Below are 26,731 nucleotides of genomic sequence, written 5' to 3'. Positions count from 1 at the left end.
GGGGTGGAAAAGACACAGGTCTAGGCTAGTTTATACGACAGGCCACTTCACTTTACGCAATGCATCCAGCAACTCTGGAGGTGCATTCAGATTGTCTCGTACCAGATCACGCGGTGTTAAAGCCATCCACTGATTGAGAGAGACATCTTCGAAGCGATCACTTCGGAAGATTTCCAAAAACCATAACGTGTCTTTACCGGTATTTTGTATATAGTGCCCCATGGCTACGGGAACATACCCTACATCTCCTGCCCGGTAATCAAAGGTGCGTGCGTTACCATTGCCACCAAAAACAGTCATCCTGCCTTCCCCCGTCAAATAGTATTGCCATTCGTCTGCATTCGGGTGCCAGTGCAGTTCTCGCATCGCTCCGGGTTTGATCTCCACGAGGGCTGCAGCGACAGTGGTGGAGATGGGGAAGTTGGTGGAATCTACGATGCGTACACTGCCTCCAGGTGTGATCAAAGGCTCTTGTGCAAGCAAACGATAGGTAAACGGGAGAGGAACCGTCCCGTAGGGGGACTGAACCTCCTGACTTGCAAGTGAACCAGGTACGCTGTCCTGAAAAATATAAACCTGCTCCTTGGGCATCGACTGAAAGGCCGATTCAGGAACGCCAAAATTCAGCGACAATACCTCTGGCGGCGTGTGGGCGAACCAGTCAGAAATCGATAGGGTGTTCAGGTCAGAGAAGGTACCGTCATCAAATACTAATAAAAATTCGCACCCGTTCTCCAGACCTTGGATCGAATGAGGAAGCCCTTTAGGGAAAAACCAAAGATCACCCGCTCCAACATCCGCGATGAAATTTCGCCCGTTCTGATCAACAGAGGTGATCCGGGCCGTTCCCCAGATCATATAGGCCCATTCGGATTGCTGATGCCAATGTAGTTCACGGACACCGCCTGGAGTCAGGCTCATATTCACTCCCGCAAGCGTAGTGGCGACAGGCAGATCACGTACCGTAATCTCGCGTGACCACCCACCGTGGTTAAGTTGCATATGTGTGTCCGAGAAGGACATTCTGAGGTTAGGTAACAAGCCGTTATCCGTCTGAGGCGGAACGAGCATATCGGGATTTTGTCTGTCTCTCAGTACATCCCGTGGTCCATAATCAGGTCCACCTGCACCATCACTGCGAATGGGCTGTGGGATGATGAATGGTTGAGCACTGGGTTGTTTTTCTTTACTCATTAAGATGTCTCCTTCCAATCTCCCGCGTTACAAGTCATACGGCTTTTTCACTATGCTTACACCTATGAAAGCAGGCTTGGAAAATATGAAGGACAAGATAAAAAAGAATCAATAAAAAAAGATCAAAAAACAAAAAGACTCGACCGCATTCGGTCAAGCCTGGAATTAGACCTCTTAAGGACAGATATCGAGATCGGTGCATTTCAAGGATGATATCAGGTACTCAGATAATTATGCTCGTAGATTTCATGTACTCGTTGAAGTACAGCAGCGCCTTGCTCCTTAAAACGAAGGCGAGTTGCCTTATTGTTAACAAGAAACGTACCGGCTTCATGACGCCCTGTCCCGATGGCTGCGTCATGAAGCAGGGATGCGCCACGACTCGGATGAGCAAAAAAAAGTTTCATCACGGGTCTGATATAGAAGGGCAAACCGGATGCTTTATCCCTTTTCAGCGTATTGTTACCGCCCGGATCTACACTAAGAAGCCGAATACCATCTGCTATGGCAGCGGGAGCAGTCTCTTGAGTCCACAATGAGAGGGCGAGCTTGGATGCTGCGTACGGGCCGAACAGCTTCTTAAACGAGCCAGGCCGTTCCAGTATGTTGAGATCAAACGTTCTCATCATGCCAAAAGCAGTTGTGGAGGTGTTCACCACCGTTTTTAACCGCCCGTGGCGAATCAGATCATAAAGCTCCCGGTAAATGATATAAGGAACCACAGTTTGAAGCTCAAAGTGCAACTCATGTCCCTGATCCGAATATTGAAGGGTGGATGCGCTGCCTCCCGCATTGTTGAACAGGACGTCGATTGCATTCGTCTGTAAACGAACCTGCTCAAGCGCAGAACGAAGGCTGGCATAATTCGTCAGATTAGCTTGAACAGATATTAACTGACCCGAGCGTAACGCAGCCTGGATTTTGGCATCATCTACAGGAAAGGGCGAGCGATTAAGGCCGATGATCTGCCATCGTTCCGTTAGAAGTTTTCGTGTAAGCTCCAGACCAATTCCTGAGGTAGAGCCTGTAATTAAGGCTGTGCGAAGCGAGTTAGTGTGATTCATCATCATAACCTCCAAATGGTTTCATGTATTGTCAGAATCAATCGGTATGCCTGAATAGATCAGTTGATTTTGCCGATTAATCTGCAGGAGAGGTCATTCTACAATTTGGAGCTGGCTCCAAGTCAAGGGGGAGATTTTTGGCTTGACTTGGAGCCAGCTCCAAGTTATATGATAGAGAGAGCTATGTATACGGGAGGGATAAGGATGAGTGTTCAAACCATGTTCTCCATTCACGAGACATCAGAACGGTCGGGATTATCCAAAGATACCATTCGTTATTATGAGAAGATTGGTTTGCTTCCCCGCGCGGAGCGTAAAGCCAGTAGCCATCGGGTCTATTCCGAGCAGGATATTCAGACGATGAGTCTGATCACATGTATGAAGAAAACAGGTATGTCTCTGGAGGAAATGAAGCCATTTCTGAGGATGTCACTGGAATCGGACTTGAACGATTTCCCGGAGGAACGGGAGATGCTGATTAATTATCAGAAAAAGGTAGAGGAGCAGATTGCCTCCATGCAACAGGTCGTGCATTTTATTCAGGAGAAGCTTGAAAAGCGCAGCATGTTTCCGGAAGATTTTCCGATCACAGGAGAGCGTTTGCTGACGGGACTAACCAAAAAGAACACATTTTCATGAGGGAATGTGACCTGTGAGGTTTACCATGGATGAGAAAAAGGGGATACGTCATGACATTACAACAGCTTAAATACGTTATAGAGGTTGCCACGCACGGTTCGATGAACGAAGCTGCCAAACGGCTATTTATCTCTCAGCCCAGCTTGTCCAACGCGATTCGTGATCTGGAGAAGATGCTTCGCATTACCATTTTTGAACGTACAAATAAAGGTATTACCCTCTCCAAAGAAGGCGTGGAGTTCCTAAGTTATGCACGTCAAGTCGTGGAGCAGGCTGAACTGTTGGAGAATCGCTATCTGAATGCCAAGCCGTCTCCTCAGCATTTTTCTGTGTCCACTCAGCACTACGCATTTGCAGTAAATGCATTCGTACAGCTTGTTCAGCAGCATGGTCAGGATGAATATGAACTGGCCCTGCGTGAGACCAAAACGTATGAGATCATTCAGGATGTGAAAAGTCTTCGCAGTGAGATTGGCATTCTCTATCTGAATGAGTTCAACGCCAAAGTCATCAACAAATTGTTGAAGGATGCGGGTCTTGTGTTTACAAGCCTGTTTACAGCGAAACCCCATATCTTCATCAGTGTAAACAACCCGCTCGCCAAGCAGGAGTCTGTGGCCATTGAGCAGCTTCAAGATTATCCATACTTGTCCTTTGACCAAGGAGAGTATAATTCGTTTCATTTTTCCGAAGAGATTCTAAGTACACTATCACATCCCAAAAGCATTCAGGTGAACGACCGGGCAACGTTATTTAATCTGCTCATTGGTCTAAACGGGTATACCATCTCGACAGGGGTGCTTAGCGCCGATCTGAACGGCAACGAGATCATACCGGTTCCGCTCGAATGTGAGGAATCGATTAATGTAGGGTGGATTAGTCATAAAAGTACGTCACTTTCCAATCTCGGCGTTGCTTATGTACAGGCATTACACGAGGCCATTGGCCTGTAACACGATTTTACAGGTTCAATGTACTTACCCGAAGGGAGCAGGAAGTTGAGAGTATTATACCGGAATAAAAGTGAACAGCATGAGTTGACTGTATATGAGACCAAGAGGCTTTATGGGGAGAAGGGGCACTTCCGTGTATTACAGTTCTCGAATGATGCGGTTCAAGGTGCAATGGATCTGGAAGAGCCTTCGAGAATTGTACTGGAGTACCCGCGGGCTATGTTACATCTGATGGAACAAAATGATCCGCATTTCAATCGTGTATTCGTGGTGGGGCAGGGCATTGGTACAATTCCTTCTTATCTGTCAGATCGACAAGTCAAGGTGGCAGAACTGGATGCGGAGGTTGTGGAAATAAGCCAGCACTTTTTCGGATATAAAGGGTCGCCAGTACTGATTGGTGATGGGCGGGAACTGTTGGAACGGGAACAGGCTGGAACGTATGATTATATTGTTATTGATGCATTTACAGCTGCAGGCACCCCAGAGCAGTTCACAAACCGTTCTTTTTTCAGCATGGTAAAAGATAAGCTTGATGCAGAAGGTGCTGTCCTGCTTAATGTGTTTGGACGTTCAGGGAACGACCAACTTGTGAATGCGCTCTATACAACCTTAGGAACGGAATTTCCTTACACACGTGCCTTTGCACTCCCGGCGGAGCCGAATGTCATCCAGAATCGTATATTGATGGGCAGTCATCGCCCGATTGATGTTCAGATGCGGTATATGGCGGGTTTTGTAGAGCAAAACCTGAAAGCGGGTTATATCATTGAAGGGTAAATAGATGAAAAGGGGTGCGCTCATTTCCCGGATGCATTATTTTGTCATAAATTCGTCAATCCTATAAATTAATGTTAAGGTATGTCATTTCTTCATTGTTTCTTAACAACTTTATTATATGATGGTATAGGTATGCTTTTTTATGAAAATCCGGGGGAAGCAAAATGATTGCAAATAAAAAAAGTTCCAGATTACGCAGAAAAGTAAAGAAGTTCAAACAAGTCAGTCTTGCCGCATTGTTTGGTGGTTTCGTTATAATTTCCGTATTGATGACGCTAACGATCATGGTAATTACCTCTTATACCACACAGAAACAATCTCTTATCAACAATACTCTTTCGGTTAACTATGCGAGTGCTGTACAGATGAGTCAAACGTTAAACTCCTTATTTGAATCCATGAAAAAAAGCTTAAAGTATGGAGCTGCACATTTCAAAGACGTCGATTTTAATGATAAGGAGAAACTGAACACTGCGCTGGATCTCATCCATAATAGCAGTGATTATTTTAACGCTGTAGTTTTGACGGACAAGATGGGGCTTGTACTGTCGAGGTCACCGTATTCTCAGGCCAGCATTGGTAGACATGTGAGCTCCGAGGCGGCCAAAGCGGCGATCAAATCAAGAGCCTCATACATATCGGATGCTTACGTGACACCGCGAACGAATCGTAGAATTGTTTTTCTCAGTGAACCGATTGTTGATCCAGTTAGGAAATTCAAAGGCATGATTAGTGGAAGTATCTATTTGCAAGAAAATAATATACTCGATTTGTCGTTTGGAAGTCAACTGAAGACGAGCAACGGAACGTACTTTTTTATAGTTGACCATAAGGGAACGTTGCTTTTTCATCCTAACGTCAGCCGAATTGGCAGAGATATTAGGGAGAACACAGTGGTGCAGAAACTGATAAAAAATCAGACAGGACAAGAGCAATATACGAATCTGGATGGGATTAATACGCTTGCAGGATATTACAAAGTTCCAGCAACCAACTGGGGAGTGGTTGTCGTATCCCCAACCCAAATTGTATATGATCAGTTAAACCGTCAGATCGGATTGCTGCTGCTTTACATCGCTGTGCCGTTTATATTGTTGACTCTAATTGTGTTAAGAGTTGCCCGGAAGCTGGTACATCCGTTTGTATTCTTGGCTGATCTTGTGCAACAAGTGGACAAAGGGCGGGTGGAGTTACCTGTCGTGAAGCCGCATTGGAACAGGGAAGCCGATCTGCTTACTCGAGCGGTTCTTGGGGCCATGACAAGTTTCAGAAACAAGACAGATCAGTTGGTGTATGATGCGAGAACAGACGTATTAACAGGCTTGAATAATCGCAGAACCTTTGAGGAAGTGATTCAGGCGTGGACTCATGATGAGAATCCATTTGCGATCATTGTTCTCGATATAGACCGCTTTAAGTTAATTAATGACACCTACGGTCATTCGACTGGAGATGAGGTTCTAAAACAGATCGCGAAGCTGATTCAGATATCTGTAAGGCCTGAGGATGTTTGTTTTCGGTTTGGCGGTGAAGAGTTTGTTGTATTGTTAAGGGATTACGATTCGAAGAAGGCGTATGAGATAGCCGAACGCATTAGGATCTCAGTTGAAGAAAGTGTATTGGCTGTTGATCGTACCGTTACGATATCTGCAGGCATTGCGGAGTTTCCAATGCACGCTAGGTCCGAGTCTGAATTGTTTCATCTCGCGGACAATGCGCTCTATCTGGCCAAAGAAGAGGGACGCAATCGAACTGTTGTCATTCAGACGGTGGAAAAAGCAGAAGAGTAGCACAGAAAAACAGGTGAACAGAAGAACACGAACAGGCCCTTATGAACAGGGTCTGTTCGTGTTTCTATATGAGAGATGACAGTATTCGGTCACATAAAGCCATCGTGCGAACATTATCGCGGGCGTTTGAGAGTGGAACGRCTCCCGTCTGACAACAGGATATAAAGTGTCTCATCTCACCCACAAAGCCACGCAAATAAAGATCCCTGTATGCACCGGACATTGGAGTTCCGGAAGGTGTATATACCGCATCGTGTTCCTCAAGAGACTTCCATGGAAGTTGATCTCCTTGGCGGGACTCATGAATCGTAAGTTTAATAACTTCATCCGCTAGTGCAAATCCGTGTTCAAAGGTAACCAACACACTTTCGCTCTCTCGTGACCATGCACTCATACCTGTAAAATAAGCACTGCCCGTCACACCATGATCAAAAATGAGGGAGATGCTCTGGTTGGTATACTTTCCATCTCGTACGGTGGTTCCGGTTACTTGCGTGGCTTCGCCAAACAAATAACGCATGAGATCCACCATATGTATGGCAGCCAGCTTCATGAACTGTTCCTCATTTTCGCAGAAAGGCGTGCTGTCTACGGCAAATTTGATCTGGAACGAGCGCACTTTGCCGAGCGTTCTCTCATCAATGAGTGCTTTGAGTTTCTGATAGATCGGAGCATAACGTTTCATAAAACCGACCATGACCACAACACCAGCTTGATCTGCGGCTTCGGCTACCTCTGCGGCTTCTTCTGCATTCCAGCCGAGTGGTTTGTCCACGTAGACGTTGTGACCGGCCTCAATGCAATCCAAAACAAGTTTGGTTTGATCTACAGGCTGGGCAACCACTACCACTCCGTCACAGGTTTCCTGCTCCAGCATCTGGCGGGCATGGTCATAACCTAGACCTGAACTGCCAAAGCGAAGCAGAGCCGCCTGAGAACGTTCCAGATTCCGTGTGGCTACAGCCTGAATGGTTGCACCTGCTTCGATCGCTGCAGGGTAAATATTCGTGGAGGCATGGAACCCAGCTCCAATAAAGCATAGTTTTGAATTCTGCAAATGAATTTCCCCTTCATATTTCTATTTATCGTTATTCGTTATCATTGTGAGCATTTTTACTAATTAACATAGATGGTTTAGGTCTGTGAAAAAAGGACAAATGTCCGTTTAAGACAGACTGAAAAAAGTTGTTGCTTTATAAAATTGGAGCATGTATACTCTGAATTACGGTAAAACATGGAATTGTTTCACTGGATATACTTTTCATTAATGATGAGAAGATACATATTATGCGGTCGTGGCGGAATTGGCAGACGCGCACGGTTCAGGTCCGTGTGGGCTAACCCCCCGTGGAGGTTCGAGTCCTCTCGACCGCATCTAATGAAAAAAAGGCTTGTACGTTGTCCGATATGGCAATGTACAAGCCTTTTTTCATTCTCTTTTGTTTTTGAGGGGGCAGGGAAGAATAGTCAGGTTCATTTACCTGCGGTATAGAGGCATGAGCTATAAAACAAGTAACGCTCCTAAACACGACTGTGCCATAGGGGGATGGTCAGCAAACCGGATATTGTGCCAATTAGACCACATATGGCAACGCAAAACATCAACTGAACGGGTTCAAAACGGAACAGAAAAGCGATGCCGCTGCCAAAGGTTGTTCCTGCGAGAAAGCCGAGAGCGATCCCCAGATGTTTGGATGACTTCATTTCGTTCACCTTCTTTATATAGTGAGGAGTATGAAACAGTTCCATTTTTTTTATGGTAGATTGGTGTATGTATTATTGATAAATACAATTAGCCGTAAGCCGACCTACACAGTTTCATTTTGTAGCATTTGCAGGTAAATTATGCATCATTACGGCGTATTTAACTAAAAGAGGCTCTGGCCCCCAAACGGGAGCTCAGAGCCTTCTGGCTGTTCGCTGTTCTAGTGATTACGACGATCTTTAAGAATGACATCTGCGAACAGAATAGTCTTCGGGATGCGGAAAAATTGTTCCGCTTGTTCCTGAAACGCGGCAGAAGGCAGCGTTCCCTGATGCAGCCATTTGCGGAAAGTGCCGGGGTGAACCCCGATCCAGTGGCTGACATCTGTCACCGACAAATCATGGACCATACACAAGCCGGTCAAAATACGGTTACTCACCGGAGAGCGGGTTACCGTCCGCTTCATGAAGCGGGAAGGCTCAGGTTGACAGATTACAGGACTGTTACGCACGACCTCTTCATTAAAAAGAATATGACGCGGGTAGCCAAGCAACTGACAAGTCTTGTCCAGATTGGTACTGCCGGGTATTCGCCCCTCATACACCCACGCGCTTACACTACGTGAGGATATCGAAAGGTCTTCAGCGAGCTGAGACAATTTAATATCGTTGGCCATCAGCACGGCAAGAAGAACGCGGTTGCGGATTTGACAGCGTGTCGGTTTACGGAACCGTTTAACACGGACACCTTTTCCCAAATATTTACGGTTGATCAGAGACCACGCCTGGATGGAATGTTGTTCTGGTTGATTAGGCATATTTCCTCCGATTYTTTTAACCAAATACTACAATAAATAAAGGGGTACTTTCAAGTGCCGCATTTACTGGTTTGAAAACCGCTTGTGCGTCATTCTACACGAAAGAGGGAGTTACGAACTAGACCTGTCGAGGTTCACATCCTAGTATATTCCTAGATTACAATGATTCACTAAAAAAGATGGAATGAATTGTACATGATTACAAATTAATTAGTTCTAATTACTCATAACTAGGTCTTTAGAACTTTTGTGTGATTTTTGYTGATTTCATGCAGTTTCTTTCCCTGAATTCCCAATATATTTGTGAACTTGCCCTTCGTGTTCAAACGTATAAGTGCACAAATCTGAAATATTAAATCCGCAAGTTCAGCAAGGCAAATGTAAGATCACAATCTCTCATTCTCACATATATTGTAGAGTACTCCAATCAAGAAATTACAGGGAGAGGTGAGGAACGTGAGCCCAGCGGTGAGTTCGGTTACTGCTATTTCGGGAGCGGTTGTGACGTTCGCTTTTGGCGGGTGGGATCAGCTGCTTAGTCTGCTTGCGATCGCTATGGCTATTGATTATGTTACAGGTCTGGCGGCGGCTGTGAGAACGGGAACGGGATTGAACAGTAACATCGGCTTCTGGGGACTTGCGCGTAAAGGGCTAATGCTGACCGTTGTTCTGCTTGCTCACCGCATTGATCTGATTATGGGAACCGATATTATCAAGGGAGGGGCTATTTATTTTTACTTGGTGAATGAATTGATCTCCATAACGGAGAATTATGCCAAAATAGGACTGCCGTTACCGGGCAAGCTCAGACAGGCTATCGCGGTGCTCAAGAAACAGGATGAGCAGAGCAGTTTGCCTGACCGGGAATGGAACATGCCCCAGCAGACTTCCGCTAGCCCGGTCCCAGTGAAAGGGGATGTTCCAACAATAGAAGATGTTCAAACTGTTCAGGGTGAGGAGAAGAAGCCTGAGAATGAGGGAGTGTCTTCTGATAAGTCTAAACCAACCACGGATTAGCTTAAGATTTATTATTACTGTTCCGCAAACGCATACAAAGCATCCTTTCGTAATAGACGGTGATATGATATATTTTGGATACACGAAACATAGCTAATAGTTCAATTCATTAATTCAAACGAGGTGTTTACCCAGATGATTAAGCATATTGTTCTGTTCAAAATGAAAGATCGTTCCGCAGAAAGTATTGAGGCTGCTGCCCAGGTTCTGCGTAATCTCGAAGGTAAAATTGATGTTCTCATGTCGCTTGAGGTAGGTATCGATGTTCTGCGTTCAGACAGATCGTTTGACATTTCACTGACGGCGGAATTTGCTTCGCTTGAAGATCTTCAAGCGTATCAGGTTCACCCGCTACATCAGGATGTTATCAAGTATATGAATGAAGTCAGAGAACAATCCATTGCTGTTGACTATGTGATCTAAGGTTTTAGACATCTATTCTGGATTTGAAGGGGAATCTTCATGAGCGATTTAAGAGACGTTATGGAATTTCTATATATTTTTGTTGTGTTTCTGATCGCTTGCCCTGTCATGCTCTTTTGGCTTAAGCGCAGAGGGAAACGAAATCGATAACTCACTGAACGGGAAGTGAATGAATGTATTATGTGAACAGGGAGCAGATCGCTCGCCGGCTTGACGCGATACCGGAAGTTGCTGAAGGGCTTCGGCAGGTTGTACAGGCCTGGGATGGTGGTCTGGTATTGGGGATGGTGCAAGAACGATGTTTGCATCTTGCGGTTGAGATTGTGACTGATGTGGGCAGTTATCTCATTGATGGTTTCATTATGAGAGATGCAAGCAGTTACGATGATATTATTCAGATTAATTATGAAGAGAACGTATTTGATGAATCAACGTACGGGTTTTTGCGTCAACTCGTTACGTTGCGTAAACCGCTTGTGCAAGATTATTACAATTGGCAGCGAACCGTGTTGAATCCACTTAGTGCAGCCTTGCCGGATGTGCTTGAACAGTTTTCCGGCCAGGTAAGCACTTATGTGGAAAAAGAACTTGGCCCTTTCCAAGGAAATGAAGGTCAAGTGAAAGAGTAAGGAATGAGGGAAGTTGTATGGAGATAGATCCGAAAGGGACAGATCAAGGGAAACGCGAGAGCGATGAGATGTCTTCAGGTTTTCACCCCGTTTATATGGTGGAGTTCCTGTTTAATGACAAGCCGGATGTGAATCGGCCTGTGTTACAGGAGGCGCTCATCCATCGGACGGGACAAGGGAGACTTGATGTAAAGCAGGAGGAGAACGAAAAGGGAACGCAGGAGATGATGGTGTTCTACCATATGGAACATAAGGTTTCCTTCCAGGAAGGTAGCATCCCCGCTCAGAGTTGTTTCCTACCCGTACATGAAATTGTGGACCGTACACGTTTTGCAGGGGCTTTGCAGCAAGCTTGGCACTGGCCTGAAGCAGGACAAGCTATAGCTTCTGCCCGTTATTCCATTCGGATTCATGATATGTTTACTGCTGCAATGCCTCGTAAACAGCGTCTGGACTTATTCCAGAAAACGGTGCTGGCGGTGTTAGACACACTCGATTGTGATGCGCTTTACTGGTACGGCAGTGATAAACTGGTTGAACCTGAAGCTTATATACAATCTCAGGAACGTGAGGAGCATCTTTACGCGGCAATGAATGTGCGGATGTATCAAGCGGGAGGTACGGAGCAACAGCGTGAACTGGTTATGGATACCGTAGGTTTATCTGCGCTTGGTGTGCCTGATGTGCAATGTCACTTTACTGGACTTGACCCCGATACGGTGGCTCAGACGCTGCTCGGTGCTGCGTATTACATATTTGATCAGGGAGATGTGCTGCAGGATGGTCAGACCTTAGGCTCATCCGGTGGACAGCGCTGGCGTTGTGAGCATCAGTTTGCTTTAATCGCACCAGGACGATATGTCGTAGATCTGAATCCGGGAGAAGAGCACGCTGTGCCCATACCGCAGACGGTTCGGTAAAAGAGGATCACGATGGGCATCTTATACCAGAGCGATGTTTCCCCGTTTTTTTTCAATCTGGAGTGTCAGGTCAAGCCCATCATGCTTATAATACATCAACAGAGTAGGCGTTGGCCCAGATGAGCAGGCTCTATCGCTGATTCATAAACCGATGTCTAATCCAATGAAAGGGAGAGATGGATCATGAAAGATTCGAACAAAAGCTTGTTGTGGGGTGCTTTAATCGGCTCAGTTGTTGGTTCGGTTACGGCATTGTTGCTTGCGCCAAAATCAGGACGTGAATTGCGTCAAGATATCTCGGAAGGTGCTCGTCAAGTTACAGACAAAGGTCAGGAATTAGCTGTGAAAGTAGGAGAGCAAAGCTCACAGATCGTATCCAAAGTGAAGGAAACGGCGGATGTAGTTATGAAAGATATTCAGTCCTGGCGTTGTTCTTMGGACGGTAAAGAGATTCGGATTTCTGCTGCGATTGCGGATGAAGTTAAAGCTGAAGAGGCACAGGGTCAGGTCCAGTCTGAGATCAAGATTCAAGATCAAACGCAGGATTCCGCACAAAATCAAGGCCTGAAATTGGTTCCTACAGAGCAAAGCACGGAAAACATTGCAAAGCTTTCTGCCGATGAGTCCAAAGACGAAAACTAAGCAGTTGTGGTGCCAGCAGGCTTTCCCCAATCCGGTGGAAAGCCTGCTTTGTTGTGTGTCTATGCCTTATATGAGAACAGAATTCATGGTTATAAATTTGAATACAATGATGAAATCGGGTAAGATGTAGGTACCTTTTTGCCGGAAATTTCATAGGGTAGGTAGAAAGCTTTTTGATATGAAGTATCAGAATGAATTTAATGAAGAAGGAAGCGGTGTGTTCGTGCAGCAAGCTATTGCTATATTAGACTCCGGTGTAGGGGGATTGACCGTTGCGAAGGAAGTGATGCGTCAGCTCCCGCGGGAAAAGATCATTTATTTTGGGGACACTGCCCGGACACCGTACGGACCCCGTTCGTCCGAACAAGTGAAACAATTTACGGAACAAATCGTTGATTTTTTGATCCAGTTTAATCCGAAAGTGATCGTTATCGCCTGTAACACGGCGACAGCAGCCGCGCTGGAATATATACGGGCCAAGGTGAATGTTCCTGTTATTGGGGTTATCCATCCTGGAGCACGAGCAGCCATCATGGCGACACGCACGGGGCGAATCGGTGTGATCGGGACTGTGGGGACGATTGGAAGTGGGGCTTATACGTCGGCGCTCAAGCAGTTGTCGCCATATGTGGATGTAGTCAGCCAAGCTTGTCCTGCTCTGGTACCACTGGTGGAAAAGGGCGAGTTCCGTTCCGAACATACAACACATACGGTGGATCAAGCTCTCGGGGGCATTAAAGGACAGCCCATAGACTGCCTGATACTCGGCTGTACTCATTATCCGTTTCTGATGGATACCATTCAGGACGTCATGGGGCAGGAAGTCAAGTTGATCAGTTCAGCGGATGAAACGGCGAGGGAAATCAGTACCATCTTATATGATAAACGCAAGCTGGCAAGCGGAGATGAAACACCTGTGCATCAGTTTTTCTGTACGGGTGATCCGCGGATGTTCCAGAATATTACCAAGCAGTGGCTGGGAGAGCAAATCTCGAAGACACCGGTCGTTTGGCAAGTGACACAGCTGTCGTAAGAGTGGTCGTTGTAGCCTTGGGAATGCTTTTGTAATCATCGTATTTAGGAATGATAAAAAGAGAGTAAGCCGCATTCATATGTGATAATATGCTTTGATGCCCGAACCTTTACAGGTTCGGGTTTTTATATTTTCCTGCGAAAAGTGCAACTGTGTTTTGCCTGGAGGCTTAATCATCTAAACTAAGAAGTCTGCGAACGATGTCACATGACGGACAACCGGGCTCGCATACGATAAGACAGACGCATCTAGGCGAGAACCAAGCTGGGTGAATCAGATCCTGTAGAAGGGAGAACAACATGGAACTACAATGGATTATCGTGAAAACAGGAGATACGCTGCCGAGAATTGCTTCGGCATTTCGAATGACTCAGGCGTTGTTGTGTGCGCTAAATCCCGAAGCTGCAGCGCAGCCATATTTGCATTCGGGTCAGATGCTGCGTGTGTTGCCTGGGACTGGACGCAGATATGCGGTGCCGCCGGGGGAAACGGTGCCGGAAACGGCAGAGCGTTTTGGATTATCAGAAGAACAGCTTCGTGAGAGGAATCCCGAACTCGCCAAGGTGAAGGATTGGGGCGGCTGCTGTATAAATATTCCTCAGGTCGGTGGGAAAACCATCGTGAACATTGAGGGTGAATATGGATATCGTGAATTGATCAGAGATATACAGCGAATGGAAGCGCGTTATTCCTGCGTGGAGTCGGGAGAGATCGGTACAAGTGTGATGGGAAAAAAACTGCCCTATGTACGAATCGGTCAAGGCCCCCGTCATATCCATGTTAATGCATCGGTTCACGCTAATGAATGGTTAACCACACCAGTTCTAATGAGGTTTATCGAAGAATATGCTGAGGCGTATTCCTCGGGCTCGCTTTGGCACTCCTATGATCCACAGCGCTGGATGCAAGAAACAACCTTATGGGCAGTGCCTATGGTGAACCCGGACGGAGTAGAGCTAGTTCAGGAAGGTGTAGTGAATCATCATGCGTATGCTTCTGAATTACTTGCGTGGAATGGCGGACGTCCACACTTTACACATTGGAAGGCTAACATTAGAGGTGTGGATCTCAACGATCAGTTTCCGGCGCACTGGGACGAAGAGGTTGCGCGCAGGGGCATTCTTTCGCCTGGACCGCGGGATTATGCGGGAAAGGCTCCGCTGACGGAACCTGAGGCTCAGGCACTTGCACAGTGGACGCAGGAACATACTTTTACCGCGGTTGTATCCCTACACAGCCAAGGTCAAGAAATCTATTGGAATTACCGGGATTTGGAACCCAGAGAAAGTGCACCACTGTCGCGCAAGCTTGCCAAAGCATCCGGGTATAAAGCGGTAAAGCTTGGTGGAAGTGATGCTGGCTATAAGGACTGGTTTATTCAAACGTTTGGCAGGCCTGGCTTCACTGTAGAGGTGGGCTTGGGAGTGAATCCACTTCCTGTGGAACAATTCGATGACATTTGCGTGGAAGTGGGCATGCTATTGGCAGAATTGTTATCCCATGGAGAGCGTGAGGCGGGTCCCGCGGGTCAACAGGCATGAAACGAAACCATTGTTCAGACGGTTAACTGGAACGGGCGCTGAAGCTGCGCTCGTTTTTTATCTTTTTAAATCGAAGTCTAGTCCTGATCCTGATGAATTGGTTTCTCAGCCGAGCTGAACGTAAATGTCCTGTGCTGGTGGGAAAGGCAACATCCTGAGGTCGTGTCGAAAATATGACTTCATGGCGTTTTCGCATCAATGTTATTGCGATTAGCTGTAACTTTCTTTACAATAGATGCTGGAGTTTAAAATGAATGCTGAACTTGTTGAACCAACCAGCAATGATAATATAGGAGATGAATCGAATGAACTGCAAAATCACTCGTAACGCAGCAAAAGTGTTGAAGCTTGAATTGGACAAGCCGGAGAACGAAGGTAAACTATTGCGTGTTGTGATTACACATGCACACGGAGATCACGCGCATTACGGTCTTGATCTGGATACGCCAGGAGATAATGACACTGTAGTATCTACAGACAAGGGCATTGACGTTATTTTGGAAAATGGACAACCCATGCTCGATGGCGTAAAAATTGATTACCTCTACTTGCCGCAAGAAGGGTTTGTCATTACAAATCCGTCCAAAGGCAACCACGGCGACCACTAAGGGAGCGAAGAAGGGGAACTCATGGCTAACGATATCCGTGTATGCGAAAAATGTAATCATATCCGATTGAAGTCGATTGTGCCCAAGCTGGAGAAGATGGCGCCAGGCACAGAGATTAAAATCGGTTGTAAATCTTATTGCGGCCCATGTGCGAAGCGTGCTTTTGTTTTCATCAATGGCCGATACATCAGTGCTCCAACAGAAGAGGAAGTGCTTACGAAGGTTTCCAAGTTCATCAAGTAACCGAGTAGCAAGAAGTTTTGCCAACTGCAATGAACTGGCAAAATACGATGTGATATACCTCAAAGGAGGGGCAGAAGCCTCTCCTTTTTGCGTTGTGTTTTTTTTAGCCTAAGTTTTGACGACGATCCTCATCCGAATGGAACAAAAATATTTGGAAGGTATCCTCCCGAATTTCAATGGCGATCCGAACCTCTTCTTTATATAGAACATGAATATGGCCCATCCGTTCCTCCTTCAGTTCCGTCCAACCAGCTTCATGTAACTTTTGAAAATAATCTTCAGGTGGGTATAGTCCTTGTTCACCACCGATGTGTTTTAGTTCATAGGTTTCACTTAGGGTTAGTGTGGGGTGATCGGAATATCCTTGGGACTCAATGAGTTTAGCATTGGCAGGAACGGGGATATCCCTATGCAGCGCTGAAGAGACGTATCCTTTGATCTCATACGTGGAGTTTGTTAAGCGCTGAGTCCAAAAAATAAAAAATAAGAGTAAGAGAACGGATAGCAATGAAACGGTTAGGAGACCTAAACGAATCCTCTTTGTGCTCAAGTCACATTCCTCCTGTTGTTTTTGATTTTAAAGTCTTTTGTTTTTTAACGTATCTTGCAAGCAAAAAGTTTGAACAAATTTTCAAAAAAAGAATAAGTCTTCTCTATGCAATCCATGCTAATGGGGTGACAGGAATATGATTCCGAGGAGGCAACAACTCATGTCCAAGCGTTATGATTCCAGTTTGCAAGCGGGTACTACCGTATCTCAGGCGCAAAATGCAGTGAACAAGCTTCATTATGCTGTTTCCCAGGCGATGTCCCATCCGAATGCACAGACCATTGTGCAGGCAGAGCAGCGGCTGGCTCATACCGAGCAGGCGATGAAGCAAGCAGAATTGTCTCTGGGTGGACAGGGTTTCGAGTTAGCTCAGGAAATGTTCATTGAGGAGAAGGAGAGGTTATACTCGCTCCAGAATCAGCACAGGCAAGGGGAGAAGTAAGCTGTTCCTGTTACACCGTAACCTGCAGGCCGTGGTGGTCTGCAGGTTTTTTGGTTTTTCCAGCGCTTAAAATTCTGTCAGAAGGTTAATAGACCGAGAGCAGGCAAAAATCAATACGGGAGGTACAGGATGACTAAACATATTACAGATTGCACAATTCTGAACAACGGAGTGACAATGCCATGGCTTGGAATCGGGACTTATAAGGCGAAGGGAAAAGAAGTACAACAGGCGGTAGAGACCGCTCTGGAAGTAGGGTATCGCAGCATTGATACCGCGTCCGTTTATGGCAATGAGGAGGAAGTGGGACAAGCCATTGCGAGTAGTGGTGTGGCCCGTAACGAACTTTTCGTAACAACGAAGCTCTGGAATGATGATCAAGGTTATGATTCGACGCTTAGAGCGTTTGAAGCCAGCCAGAAGAAGCTTGGTCTAAATGTCATTGATTTATATTTGATTCACTGGCCAGGCCGGGATCAATATAAAGAGACGTGGAGAGCTTTTGAACGTCTGTATACCGAAGGAAGTGTGCGTGCGATCGGTGTGAGTAACTTTCAGGTGCATCATCTGCGCGATCTTATAGATGAAGGTGGTACAGTGCCTGCGGTGAATCAGGTGGAACTACATCCGGGGCTGATCCAGCAGGAACTTCAGGATTTCTGCGGTGCTCAGGGTATTCAACTTGAGGCATGGAGTCCAATTATGAAGGGTAAGCTGAATCAGGATTCAACTCTCAAGGGACTGGCTCAGAAGTACGGCAAAACGCCGGCTCAAATCATTCTGCGCTGGGATATCCAGAATCAGATTGTGACGATTCCTAAATCGGTAACACCGGAACGAATTCGCGAGAATGCGGATATTTTTGATTTTGAACTGACACCGGATGAACTGAGACAGATTGATGCATTGGATGCAGACAAACGGACAGGACCACATCCGGATCAGCTATTCTGGGATTAGGGATGAAGCTAATTTTCCAGTTAAACAAGTATGGACGATTGGTGAGAGCTCCGGTGACGAATCGATGATGATACGACGTTGGTGAAAGCTCCGATGACGAATCGTTCTTTCGATCGCTGTTGTTTTCGAATTTCCTTGATTGAAGTTTTTAAAGGTTTGAATTTCGAAACCAAAGGCGAACGCTCCGCTTCTACAGAATCGATTTCGTCCCCTCCGCAGCAACGTTGGATATGAGAGTCACTTGGAAAAGGAGCTTCGGAGGGTAAGGGCAGTGACAAAACGGAGGACTTCGCTTCTCCGTTTTGTTCTGATTTTAACTTTTCTGATATGAAGAGAAAGACAACGGGTGATGAATGAATAAGTCTTGGATAAACAAAAATGAGTACGATGAAAAACTTAAGGCCGCTTAAGAGTTTAAAACGTAATTTAAACTTGACTGAAAGACGAATTGAAAAAGGTTAAGAGATAGCAGCAGTAACCAAAAAAAGCAGCACGATCATGAGCGTAGCCATGATCTGCTGCTTTTTTGGTTAGTTAGAAGGTTTGTTTTGCGGAATCTCGCAGCCTTCGTCTGTGCATACACCGTTGCCATCTGCTGCGGAATCATCAGATTCCACAATGGTGAACGGGGAGCGATCATCCCATGCTTTTTGCAGCGCATCCAGGAATACATCGTCCGGTTGTGCACCTGAAACAGCAAATTTACGATCGAGAACGAAGAATGGAACACCTCGGATTCCGAGCTGTGCGCCTTCTGCCTGGTCAGCACGTACGTTATCGGTATATTGATCGCTGGACAGAACGGAAACCGCAGCTTCACGGTCCAAACCCACCTCCTGAGCGAGATCAGCAAGTACTTGAGGATCACCAGTGTGTTTGCCTTCAATAAAGATGGCGTGGAACAAACGCTCACTCAAATCAAGTGCTTTACCTTGAGTATCTGCCCAGTGGGTCAGACGGTGAGCGGCAAAGGAGTTTGTTGGAATCATGGCATCAATATTATATTCGAGCCCTGCTGTACGAGCATTGGCATTCATCTGTGCATTCATCCCGCGAGCTTGTTCCTCACTGATGTTGTATTTGGAAGTCAGATAGTCTACATTCGTTTTTCCGCTGTTCACTTCTGCGTTAGGATCAAGCTCAAAGCTTTTAAATTGCAACTTCACTTCATCCCGATGAGGGAATTTTTCCAGTACATTTTCCAGACGGCGTTTACCGATATAACAGAAAGGACACATGAAATCAGACCATACTTCAATATTCATTGGTTTAAAACCTCCATTAAATTCACAATTGAAACTTTTATAGTTACAATTATAAAGACACTTTCGAAAATTCGCAAGTTAATCGTCTTTATTCTGATATGCCTTTGACCAATGGTTGGGTTGAAGCTCATTTAATGTTTTGAAAATAAGCTGTCCAGATGGATCGTATATGGCCGCTTTAACGTTCTCTCCCCAGTAAAAGAGACGTTCCTGGCAGATTCCGCATGGCGTTAGCACTTGGAATGCCGAGTGTTCATCATTCCGCGCGATGCAGAGAGAGTGGGTTACCCGTTCATCTAATTTATGAGCTTCCAGATAAGCTCCGGTTTCCATGCATAGATGTACAGCATCATTAATCACCTCAGGAGCCACGCTAATGAGGAGAGAGCCGGCGTCCGTGTATACAGCGCCTGCCCCGCCCCATCCTTGAGGATAACGCTGTTTAACAAACCTGACGGCTGCATCAAACAGTTTTTGTTCTATATCGTGTGAATGGGTGCTGGATGACATGAGATGATGTTCCCCTTTTATAAGAAATTATATAGTCTGACTTTATTCAGATAGTTTGTTTTTACCTAAGGCGTCTATGGCTTCATGGCCACATTTTCTACATTTTCCTCGCGGAATTGACGAATCAAATCATAGGTGATTAGCGTATCGGAAACGTGCAGACGCTTGGACGCCGTCTCGAAACCGGATTTGCAGGCATTGATGTCGGTCTTGTCGTGAGTAGACAGATCATAACAAGTTCCATTTGCATAGATGTAATCATCCGAAGGGATATAGAACACCTTACCATCCGTGAAAGTGCCGTTACGCAGTGCCACTAAACGTTCTGAGCCATCGTACAGATTGTTCCCCATGTGATAATAGGATTCATCCGATAGCCCGAGCAAATGCAGCACGGATGGTGTAATGTCCAGTTGCCCCGAAGGTTTTTCCAATGTTCCTGCTTCGGCACCGTCTGGCAAATGAACCAGTAGGGGGACTTCGTTCATAATCTGTGCCATATCGAGGTCGTTCAGGGGACGTTTCAAAAACTTCTCATATTGATCTTTATCCTTAATGGAGCTGTCATGATCCCCGTAGAACATAAAAATTGTATTTTCCCATAAACCCCGATTTTTGAGATCCTCCACCATACCGCCGAGTGCGGCATCCACATAATGAACCGATTGCAGGTAGTTTCCGAACATTGTACCTTGGAATTCACCCACATCCAGCTGCTGTTTATCTTTAGGGATGGAAGAGTATGGGTGGTGGCTGCTAAGTGTGATGAGGAATGAATAAAATGGCTCCTTGATCTCACTGCTCATCTTCTCTATGGACTGCCGGAAAAAAGAAACATCAGACAAAGACCAGCCCAAGGGGTCATCTTCCACAAAATCATTTTTGCTGTAGAACTTGTCATACTTCATATTTTGATACATCGTATATCGGTTCCAGAAGCCGCTCTCGTAGGCGTGAAACACATTGGTGCTATAACCTTGATCCTTTAGAATGGAAGGCAGTGAGTCATAAGCATGATCCGCATAACGCACAAACGCCGATCCTACAGGAAGAGGATGCAAAGAAATGTTCGCACCAAAATCAGCATCGGACGTTCTGCCTTGCCCGGTCTGATGATAGAAGTGACTGTAATACTGGCTTTCATTCATCAGTTCATTAAAATGAGGTGTAATCTCCTGTCCGCCAATGCTTTGTCCGATCATAAAATTCATAAAGGCCTCGCCTTGCACAATTATGACGTTGCTGTCTTTATATTTTCCAAATAAGGCCTGATTGTGCTGCGCTGCATTCGACTGCTGCCGATCTGCGAAATAAGCTTTAACCTGCTTGATATCAGCTGCATCGGCTTCGGGGCCGGAACCGATGTTATCTTTGACGTAGGAATACACATCATAGCCGTGGAAAGCAAGCAACCCGGTTACGTTGTACATGGATACATTCCACCAGTTATTATCAAACAGCCCTTTAGCCCAGGTTTTGCTGTAATAATAGATCGGGCCAGCGCCAAGACCGAGTCCTAGTACAAGAGCTGTAAAGCCTGCTATCAAGCGTCGGCGAAGCCCTTTTTTACGAGTAGTCAGGGAAGTAAAGGAAGTGGAGGGATACCCTCCGTAACTTTCATTATAACTGCTTGTGTACATGCCGTTTTTTTCAACTGAGCGATAACGTCTGCCAAGCAGCATTACGACTGCAAATGGAAGCACGATGAGCAAATCGGCAAAAAACCAAAAATCGCGAGCATAGATTAAAGTGGCAATGCTATCACCAAGTGCATCTACCTGTCGTGCCTGTAACAATACCGGTACAGTCAGGAAGTCCTGAAAGTAACGGTAATAGACCATATCGGCGTAAATGAGCGCAGTAAGAAACAGGTGAAGAATAGAAAGTGCTGCAATCATGCCTTTGCGTGGTAACCACCAGACCCAGAAGGAGAGAAGCAGTAACGAGCCGACAGCGATTACTTTGTCGAGTAGTCCCATCGTAATATTGTAGGCGTGCAGGTTATGATGCAACAGCATCAGTTTAAGCAGGATGAGTATGGTGAAAATAACATATAGCGTCAGTGGATGAAGCAGGAGCCCGCGCATTTTGGAGCTCCGCATAGGCGGTGTAACAACCATGGTTTTTCCCCCTTGTTATTGAATAGCTATCAACGCCAGAGATTTGATTACATTACATATCTTTATTTGTTTTTTTTGTTAACGGAATGTAAAACAGGGCTTCATATATTATAGCGTGACCGTTTGACATTTCAACCATGCTCGTCATATCGGTCTGTCGTATACGTTTGAGCGTGTCAAGTGACAAATTGACATTGGTTAAATTAGTGGTATCAAGCAAACGGAAAAATGCAAAAACGCAAAAGAAACGCCCTAACCATAAAGGTCAGAGCGTTTCTATCCAATACGTTTTTTAAACTTGCGGTGTCTTGTTACGCGGTGGCAATGGGCCCAAGTACTGATAATACTGGGTTTCAATCCGTCCGTTGAACAGCTTGCGGCGCTTGTCCGCTTTGTGCCCGAAATACTCTTCGAATGTCTTGGTGGAGGTGATCGCAAAAAACGACCACGTCGGCATCTCCAGATAACTACGGCCGAGGGAACGAAGCAGCTTCTGTACTTCTTTTTCTTCACTCAGACGTTCGCCATAAGGCGGGTTGGTAATAATAACTCCATACTCTCCTTGAGGTCTGGCCCGGTGAGCTGGCAGTACGCTAACTTCGATATCTTTGGCAAAACCTGCACTTTTGATCGCCGCTTGCGCAACTTCAATTGCTTCGGGATCAATGTCGCTGCCTGAAATTTGCAGAGGCACATCATCACGCACAGCATCGAATGCTTCCTCGCGCGCTTGTTCCCACAGTTCAGCAGGAATCACATCCCAATTCTCAGAGTTAAACGTGCGGCGAAGCCCTGGTGCGATGTTCCAGCCGATCATTGCAGCTTCAATCAGCATGGTGCCTGAACCGCAGCAAGGATCGTAAAATGGACGAGTGACATTCCAGCGACTAAGCTGAATCAGAGCGGCTGCCAGGGTTTCTTTCAGAGGTGCTTCTGTAACAAGTTTGCGGTATCCGCGTTTATGAAGCCCTGGGCCTGTCGTATCCAGTGTAATCAGGGCACGGTCATTCAGCAGAATGACTTCAACGACATAACGTGCTCCATCTTCGGGGAACCATTCGGTGTGATGTGTCAGCTTCAGCTTTTCAACAATCGCTTTTTTGACAATACCTTGTGAAGCGGGCACACTGCTTAGTTGTGATTTCTGTGATCGTCCTTCCACCGGGAATTCACCGTCTGCCGGAATCCATTCTTCCCATGGTAGTGCTTTGGTGCCCTCAAACAATTCATCAAATGTAGTCGCAGGGAACTCTCCCATGTTGACCAGTACACGATCCGAACTTCTGAGCCACAGGTTACAGCGGCAAATATCAATATAATCTCCTGTGAAAAATACGCGGCCATTATCGACCCTGGCATCCTCATATCCCAGCTGTTTCAGTTCCCGGGCAACAACAGCCTCAAGTCCCATTGCTGAGGTTGCGATCAATTGCAATCGAGCCATATGAATTCATTCAACTCCATTTCGAGCCGCAGAGGGAGTACCCTCTGGCAGCGATATAGTAACGGTGCGGCCTTGCCGCTTTCCGTGAAAAAACTTACAATGAGTAATGCGGCTTAACCGCAAAAACTTCAATGCAGGTGATACAACGTTCAATAGTCTGTGTTGGATAACAAACATTCATTATAAAACATTGGCATCCATATGAAAAGCTATCCAAGGCATTTATGCGGAAAGCTGTTCAAGGGCATCTGTATGGAAAGTAGTCCAAGTTTGCAAGGAGGAACTTCGTGGTGATTCTGACGCCTGACGAATATGTAAATCAATTATTTCAAGAGGATGAGCTCTTGTTAAAAGTAAAAGAGGCCATTCGAGCGAATGGTATGCCTGAGGTTTCGGTGGCTGCGGCGTATGGACGCCTGCTGACCTTTCTGGCCAAAACTTCAAAAGCTGAAGCAGTGCTCGAAATTGGTGTGCTCGGCGGATACAGCGGCATCTGTCTGGCTCGTGGTTTAAGCGAAGGAGGGAGCTTGACTTCCCTTGAATTGAAAGAAGAGTACGCAGCGATGGCTCGCGGCCATCTGGAAGAAGGTGGATTCGGAGAGAAAGTCGAATACCGGATCGGGCCTGCGGCAGACAGTCTGGAGCAGTTGGCACAGGAAGGACGTACCTTTGATTTCTTCTTTATTGATGCAGATAAGGAAAATTATCCGGTTTATCTCGATTATGCAATTCGCCTTGCTCGTCCGGGTGCAGTAATCGTTGGTGACAACTGTTTCCTGCGCGGCCGTACACTTAATCCGGACAAGCAAGGGCCTGCTGTGCTTGCTGTGCGTCGCTTCAATGAACAGATAGCAAGTGACCCACGTCTCGTCACCACCATGTTGCCTGACTATGACGGTCTGGTACTTGCCTGGGTGAAGTGAAGATTCCCCTTATGATAGAACTTCGATGGAACGCGATCTTAAGCTCTTATGTTTTTGAGGGGGCGTGTGTTCCACCGGAGTTTTTTTGGTGTGAAAATGTTGATTGTTGAGAATGAGTTTTATAGTGGTTTCTCTAAAAATGAATTGATTTTTTAGTGAAAAGTTTTTAGTTAAAAAGAGATCATAACCAACTTTTAGGTTATTTTATGTTAACATTTTATATAAGAAGTTATAAATTTCTATATATGGGATGTGTTGAATTGAGACCTCTATTCATTTTTCTTTCATTGCTTCTGATCTCAGGTTTCTTATTTCACTTTCTTAACGTATACACACCATTTTTAGTACTGCCAATTTATATCCTACTCATTGCGATACTCGTTTTTTTGGTTTTTTATCTTTTTAAGCATTATTTTACTAAATAGGACAATTCAATAAAGAAGAGACGACACACCTAGAATTTCAGGGAATGTCGTTGGCACAGGAAGGACGTACCTTTGGTTTCTTCTTTAAGGACGCAAATAAGGAAAATTATCCGGTTTATCTTGATTATGCGATTCGCCTTGCGCGTCCGGGTGCAGTAATCGTTGGTGACAACTGTTTCCTGCATAGAAAGTGTAACAATTATACTGGTGTTACGTGCAGCTTCAGTTTATGCTTTTTGCAAATGTCATATAATTCGCTTGATATGATCGGTTTCATTAGTTGAACATGTGCGAGCATGAAAAAATCATGACCGTCGACTTTCGCAGAATCGAGAACGAGTTTGGAAATCACTTTGACTGTTTTGCGAGGCGGCTGGTGTACAGAAGGTGTGTTAACGTTCCTTTCCCACTGCAGTCTATTATTCATTATAAAGTCTGGTAGGATGGGAAAAAAGGCCAAAGCGGGATGAATCTCTGCTTTGGCCTTTTGGCGAACATCTGGCAATAATTTTCCGATGACTTATACTTCTGGAGTGCCATATGTTTCGAACCATTTTTTGATCGTATCAAAATCATCACTGAAAGACAGTCCGAGCATTAAAAGAATCCTTGCTTGCTGTGGACTGAGGTTATCCCCGGCAATAATACCTTTGCTGCCTCCATACACGCTGCCTGAACCGGTTCGGGTTGTCGTGACGAAAATAACGCCTTCCTCAATAGCTTTCGTACGGGCTTGACCCATTGCTCTTGAGATTCCACCTGCCCCTGTACCCGAGGTGACAATGCCTTTCACTCCACTTTTCACAAAGCCTTCAATTGCTCCGCCGCCTGCTTCTTGATAAGAGATAGCGATCTCTACTTTGGCCAGATCGGCTTTGGTAATTTTGCTAAGGTCGAATGCAGGTTTTGCTGTTCCTTCGGGTTTCATGGCTCTGGCAGGCGCGCGGTAAATTCGGATGTTCTCTTCATCAATATAACCTATAGCACCGAGCATTGGTGTTTCAAAAGTGTCTGTACGATAGTCATTGGTCTTGGTTACCCCGCGTGCAAGCTGAATGGTATCGTTGAGCATCAATACGGTGCCAAACGATTTGGTTCGGCCGCTGCCGGCCAGTTTGATGGCATTGTAGAGGTTAGCTTGGGCATCAGAGCCGATCACCGTCCATGGTCTCATGGAGCCTGTGATGACAACGGGTTTATCGCTTTGAACCGTCATATCAAGGAAGTAGGCTATTTCCTCCATCGTGTCTGTGCCTGTAGTAACCACTACGCTRTCATATTGAGCTAATGCTTTATCTACCGTTTGTGACAAGTCGTACAAATCAGCCATCGAATAGGAACCGGAACCGGAATTGCCGAATTGCAGTGTGCTTACATCCGCAATTTTCTGTTTGTCCGGCAAATCTTTGACCATGTCAGCAATGAGCAGTGTGCCTGCCTTGTAATTTTGGAAGCTGGTTGCGTCCTCGGATTGTCCCGCAATCGTTCCGCCTGTTCCGATCACAAGCACATTAGAGAGTGGAGATTGTTTGGAGGATTCCGGCACGGCCGGGATGGTGGTGTTACGTGCTGGCGTGGTCGGGGTGCTCTGAACAGTGCTGGTTGTACCTTTTACCTCTACCGTAGCTGCCTGAGCGGCATAAGTCCCGATCGGGGACAGGGATAGAGTTAATGCGGTAAATGCAGCGGTACTCCATACGGCCCAAGGGCGAAGGTTAGATGACTTTTTCATGCTGACACACTCCTTCAAGTGATTTTTTGTGTGAGGTATTCTCTTTTTTTATGTAAGTAGATTGAGATAATACTATTTTATGTTAGGTAATATAACAAACTTAGGATTATATAGAGATAACGATTACAATCAATGTTTTTGATAGATAAATAGATATTTAATAGGGAAAATGGCTGAATTTAAATTTATATAATTTTTAGTTGAAAGGTAGTTGGAGAGAAAAGTAGAGAAAAAACGTCATATTATGTTATTAAAATTAACACAATCATCTTTCGACATTTACAAGGGTAGTTGGTAGCATGCGTTGGGTCGCGAGACTTATTTACGCGGTTTTGGTTGGAATCTATATCCAGTTGTGGTTA

General features: G+C 45.7%; 26 protein-coding genes, 1 tRNA gene and 2 pseudogenes. 18 read left to right on the top strand and 11 right to left on the bottom strand.

Features of this window, described 5'->3' with window-relative positions; translation table 11 throughout:
• Nucleotides 1–30 precede the first annotated feature (30 nt).
• Both AB4Z30_RS09285 and AB4Z30_RS09280 read right to left on the bottom strand, forming a co-directional pair.
• Nucleotides 31–1,194: an oxalate decarboxylase family bicupin gene (locus tag AB4Z30_RS09285; protein ID WP_441925510.1), complete on the bottom strand. Its 1,164-nt coding sequence runs from the start codon at nt 1,192–1,194 to the stop codon at nt 31–33.
• 215 nt (nt 1,195–1,409) lie between these two features.
• Nucleotides 1,410–2,258 carry an SDR family NAD(P)-dependent oxidoreductase gene (locus AB4Z30_RS09280; protein WP_441925508.1) on the bottom strand — a complete coding sequence of 283 codons (849 nt, stop codon included), beginning with the start codon at nt 2,256–2,258 and terminating at the stop codon, nt 1,410–1,412.
• 204 nt (nt 2,259–2,462) lie between these two features.
• On the opposite strand from AB4Z30_RS09280, the gene AB4Z30_RS09275 reads away from it, so the two are divergent.
• From AB4Z30_RS09275 to AB4Z30_RS09260, 4 genes are all read left to right on the top strand, one after another.
• Nucleotides 2,463–2,897: a MerR family transcriptional regulator gene (locus AB4Z30_RS09275; protein WP_441925506.1), complete on the top strand. Its 435-nt coding sequence runs from the start codon at nt 2,463–2,465 to the stop codon at nt 2,895–2,897.
• 50 nt (nt 2,898–2,947) lie between these two features.
• Nucleotides 2,948–3,850, top strand: a complete 903-nt coding sequence (locus AB4Z30_RS09270; RefSeq protein ID WP_441925504.1) for a LysR family transcriptional regulator — start codon at nt 2,948–2,950, stop codon at nt 3,848–3,850.
• 45 nt (nt 3,851–3,895) lie between these two features.
• Entirely contained in the window at nt 3,896–4,630 is a 735-nt protein-coding gene (locus AB4Z30_RS09265) for a spermidine synthase (protein WP_441925502.1), read from the top strand.
• A 164-nt stretch (nt 4,631–4,794) separates the two neighbouring features.
• The gene (locus AB4Z30_RS09260) at nt 4,795–6,420 is read left to right on the top strand and encodes a sensor domain-containing diguanylate cyclase (protein WP_441925500.1); all 1,626 of its coding nucleotides are present in this window, start codon (nt 4,795–4,797) and stop codon (nt 6,418–6,420) included.
• 64 nt (nt 6,421–6,484) lie between these two features.
• Here the strand turns inward: AB4Z30_RS09260 and AB4Z30_RS09255 are convergent, their stop codons facing one another.
• Nucleotides 6,485–7,477, bottom strand: coding sequence for a Gfo/Idh/MocA family protein (locus tag AB4Z30_RS09255; RefSeq protein WP_441925498.1), 993 nt, complete (start codon nt 7,475–7,477; stop codon nt 6,485–6,487).
• Between the two features lie 232 nt (nt 7,478–7,709).
• Between AB4Z30_RS09255 and AB4Z30_RS09250 the strand changes: the two genes are divergently transcribed.
• Nucleotides 7,710–7,794 (top strand) — tRNA-Leu (locus tag AB4Z30_RS09250).
• A 147-nt stretch (nt 7,795–7,941) separates the two neighbouring features.
• Here the strand turns inward: AB4Z30_RS09250 and AB4Z30_RS09245 are convergent.
• A complete protein-coding gene (locus AB4Z30_RS09245; RefSeq protein WP_441925496.1) occupies nt 7,942–8,124 on the bottom strand; it encodes a hypothetical protein in 183 nt (60 codons plus the stop codon).
• A gap of 221 nt (nt 8,125–8,345) precedes the next feature.
• Nucleotides 8,346–8,942, bottom strand: coding sequence for a helix-turn-helix domain-containing protein (locus tag AB4Z30_RS09240; RefSeq protein WP_145329283.1), 597 nt, complete (start codon nt 8,940–8,942; stop codon nt 8,346–8,348).
• Between the two features lie 447 nt (nt 8,943–9,389).
• Here AB4Z30_RS09240 and AB4Z30_RS09235 point away from each other — a divergent pair.
• From AB4Z30_RS09235 to AB4Z30_RS09195, 9 genes and pseudogenes are all read left to right on the top strand, one after another.
• Nucleotides 9,390–9,782 (top strand): annotated as a pseudogene (locus AB4Z30_RS09235) (phage holin family protein); the annotation flags it as partial.
• A 312-nt stretch (nt 9,783–10,094) separates the two neighbouring features.
• The gene (locus AB4Z30_RS09230) at nt 10,095–10,382 is read left to right on the top strand and encodes a Dabb family protein (protein WP_123064255.1); all 288 of its coding nucleotides are present in this window, start codon (nt 10,095–10,097) and stop codon (nt 10,380–10,382) included.
• A gap of 173 nt (nt 10,383–10,555) precedes the next feature.
• The gene (locus AB4Z30_RS09225; protein ID WP_441925493.1) at nt 10,556–11,011 is read left to right on the top strand and encodes a DUF86 domain-containing protein; all 456 of its coding nucleotides are present in this window, start codon (nt 10,556–10,558) and stop codon (nt 11,009–11,011) included.
• Between the two features lie 17 nt (nt 11,012–11,028).
• Nucleotides 11,029–11,931: a DUF4261 domain-containing protein gene (locus AB4Z30_RS09220; RefSeq protein ID WP_441925491.1), complete on the top strand. Its 903-nt coding sequence runs from the start codon at nt 11,029–11,031 to the stop codon at nt 11,929–11,931.
• A 183-nt stretch (nt 11,932–12,114) separates the two neighbouring features.
• Nucleotides 12,115–12,573: a YtxH domain-containing protein gene (locus AB4Z30_RS09215; RefSeq protein ID WP_441925489.1), complete on the top strand. Its 459-nt coding sequence runs from the start codon at nt 12,115–12,117 to the stop codon at nt 12,571–12,573.
• A gap of 223 nt (nt 12,574–12,796) precedes the next feature.
• Complete coding sequence (racE, locus tag AB4Z30_RS09210; protein WP_441925846.1) at nt 12,797–13,606, top strand: glutamate racemase; 810 nt, start codon at nt 12,797–12,799, stop codon at nt 13,604–13,606.
• A 299-nt stretch (nt 13,607–13,905) separates the two neighbouring features.
• Entirely contained in the window at nt 13,906–15,147 is a 1,242-nt protein-coding gene (locus tag AB4Z30_RS09205; protein WP_441925487.1) for a M14 family metallopeptidase, read from the top strand.
• A gap of 305 nt (nt 15,148–15,452) precedes the next feature.
• Nucleotides 15,453–15,755, top strand: a complete 303-nt coding sequence (locus tag AB4Z30_RS09200; RefSeq protein ID WP_090920458.1) for a heme biosynthesis protein HemY — start codon at nt 15,453–15,455, stop codon at nt 15,753–15,755.
• A 21-nt stretch (nt 15,756–15,776) separates the two neighbouring features.
• On the top strand, nt 15,777–15,998 hold the full coding sequence (locus AB4Z30_RS09195; protein WP_090920463.1) for a DUF1450 domain-containing protein: 222 nt from the start codon (nt 15,777–15,779) through the stop codon (nt 15,996–15,998).
• Nucleotides 15,999–16,101: 103 nt separating this feature from the next.
• Here AB4Z30_RS09195 and AB4Z30_RS09190 read toward each other — a convergent pair whose 3' ends face one another.
• Nucleotides 16,102–16,548: a hypothetical protein gene (locus tag AB4Z30_RS09190; RefSeq protein WP_441925485.1), complete on the bottom strand. Its 447-nt coding sequence runs from the start codon at nt 16,546–16,548 to the stop codon at nt 16,102–16,104.
• A 160-nt stretch (nt 16,549–16,708) separates the two neighbouring features.
• Here AB4Z30_RS09190 and AB4Z30_RS09185 point away from each other — a divergent pair, with 160 nt between their 5' ends.
• Together AB4Z30_RS09185 and AB4Z30_RS09180 are read left to right on the top strand one after the other, a co-directional pair.
• Nucleotides 16,709–16,990 (top strand): hypothetical protein, encoded by a 282-nt coding sequence (locus AB4Z30_RS09185; RefSeq protein ID WP_441925483.1) that lies wholly within the window; start codon nt 16,709–16,711, stop codon nt 16,988–16,990.
• A gap of 129 nt (nt 16,991–17,119) precedes the next feature.
• On the top strand, nt 17,120–17,950 hold the full coding sequence (locus AB4Z30_RS09180) for an aldo/keto reductase (RefSeq protein WP_441925481.1): 831 nt from the start codon (nt 17,120–17,122) through the stop codon (nt 17,948–17,950).
• Nucleotides 17,951–18,480: 530 nt separating this feature from the next.
• On the opposite strand, the gene AB4Z30_RS09175 is transcribed toward AB4Z30_RS09180, so the two are convergent.
• From AB4Z30_RS09175 to AB4Z30_RS09160, 4 genes are all read right to left on the bottom strand, one after another.
• Nucleotides 18,481–19,215, bottom strand: a complete 735-nt coding sequence (locus tag AB4Z30_RS09175) for a DsbA family oxidoreductase (protein WP_441925479.1) — start codon at nt 19,213–19,215, stop codon at nt 18,481–18,483.
• 78 nt (nt 19,216–19,293) lie between these two features.
• The gene (locus tag AB4Z30_RS09170) at nt 19,294–19,725 is read right to left on the bottom strand and encodes a cytidine deaminase (protein WP_441925477.1); all 432 of its coding nucleotides are present in this window, start codon (nt 19,723–19,725) and stop codon (nt 19,294–19,296) included.
• A gap of 74 nt (nt 19,726–19,799) precedes the next feature.
• The gene (locus tag AB4Z30_RS09165) at nt 19,800–21,845 is read right to left on the bottom strand and encodes an LTA synthase family protein (protein WP_441925475.1); all 2,046 of its coding nucleotides are present in this window, start codon (nt 21,843–21,845) and stop codon (nt 19,800–19,802) included.
• A 292-nt stretch (nt 21,846–22,137) separates the two neighbouring features.
• A complete protein-coding gene (locus AB4Z30_RS09160) occupies nt 22,138–23,289 on the bottom strand; it encodes a THUMP domain-containing class I SAM-dependent RNA methyltransferase (RefSeq protein WP_441925473.1) in 1,152 nt (383 codons plus the stop codon).
• Nucleotides 23,290–23,579: 290 nt separating this feature from the next.
• On the opposite strand from AB4Z30_RS09160, the gene AB4Z30_RS09155 reads away from it, so the two are divergent.
• On the top strand, nt 23,580–24,212 hold the full coding sequence (locus AB4Z30_RS09155) for an O-methyltransferase (RefSeq protein ID WP_441925844.1): 633 nt from the start codon (nt 23,580–23,582) through the stop codon (nt 24,210–24,212).
• Nucleotides 24,213–24,684: 472 nt separating this feature from the next.
• A pseudogene (locus AB4Z30_RS09150) lies at nt 24,685–24,837 on the top strand (O-methyltransferase); the annotation flags it as partial.
• A 320-nt stretch (nt 24,838–25,157) separates the two neighbouring features.
• On the opposite strand, the gene AB4Z30_RS09145 reads toward AB4Z30_RS09150, so the two are convergent.
• Entirely contained in the window at nt 25,158–26,369 is a 1,212-nt protein-coding gene (locus AB4Z30_RS09145) for an asparaginase (RefSeq protein WP_441925471.1), read from the bottom strand.
• Between the last annotated feature and the right edge of the window lie 362 nt (nt 26,370–26,731).

It is taken from the genome of Paenibacillus sp. 2TAF8 (assembly GCF_052114825.1).
Lineage (GTDB): Bacteria > Bacillota > Bacilli > Paenibacillales > Paenibacillaceae > Paenibacillus.
This window is presented reverse-complemented; position numbering and strand designations above follow the sequence as displayed.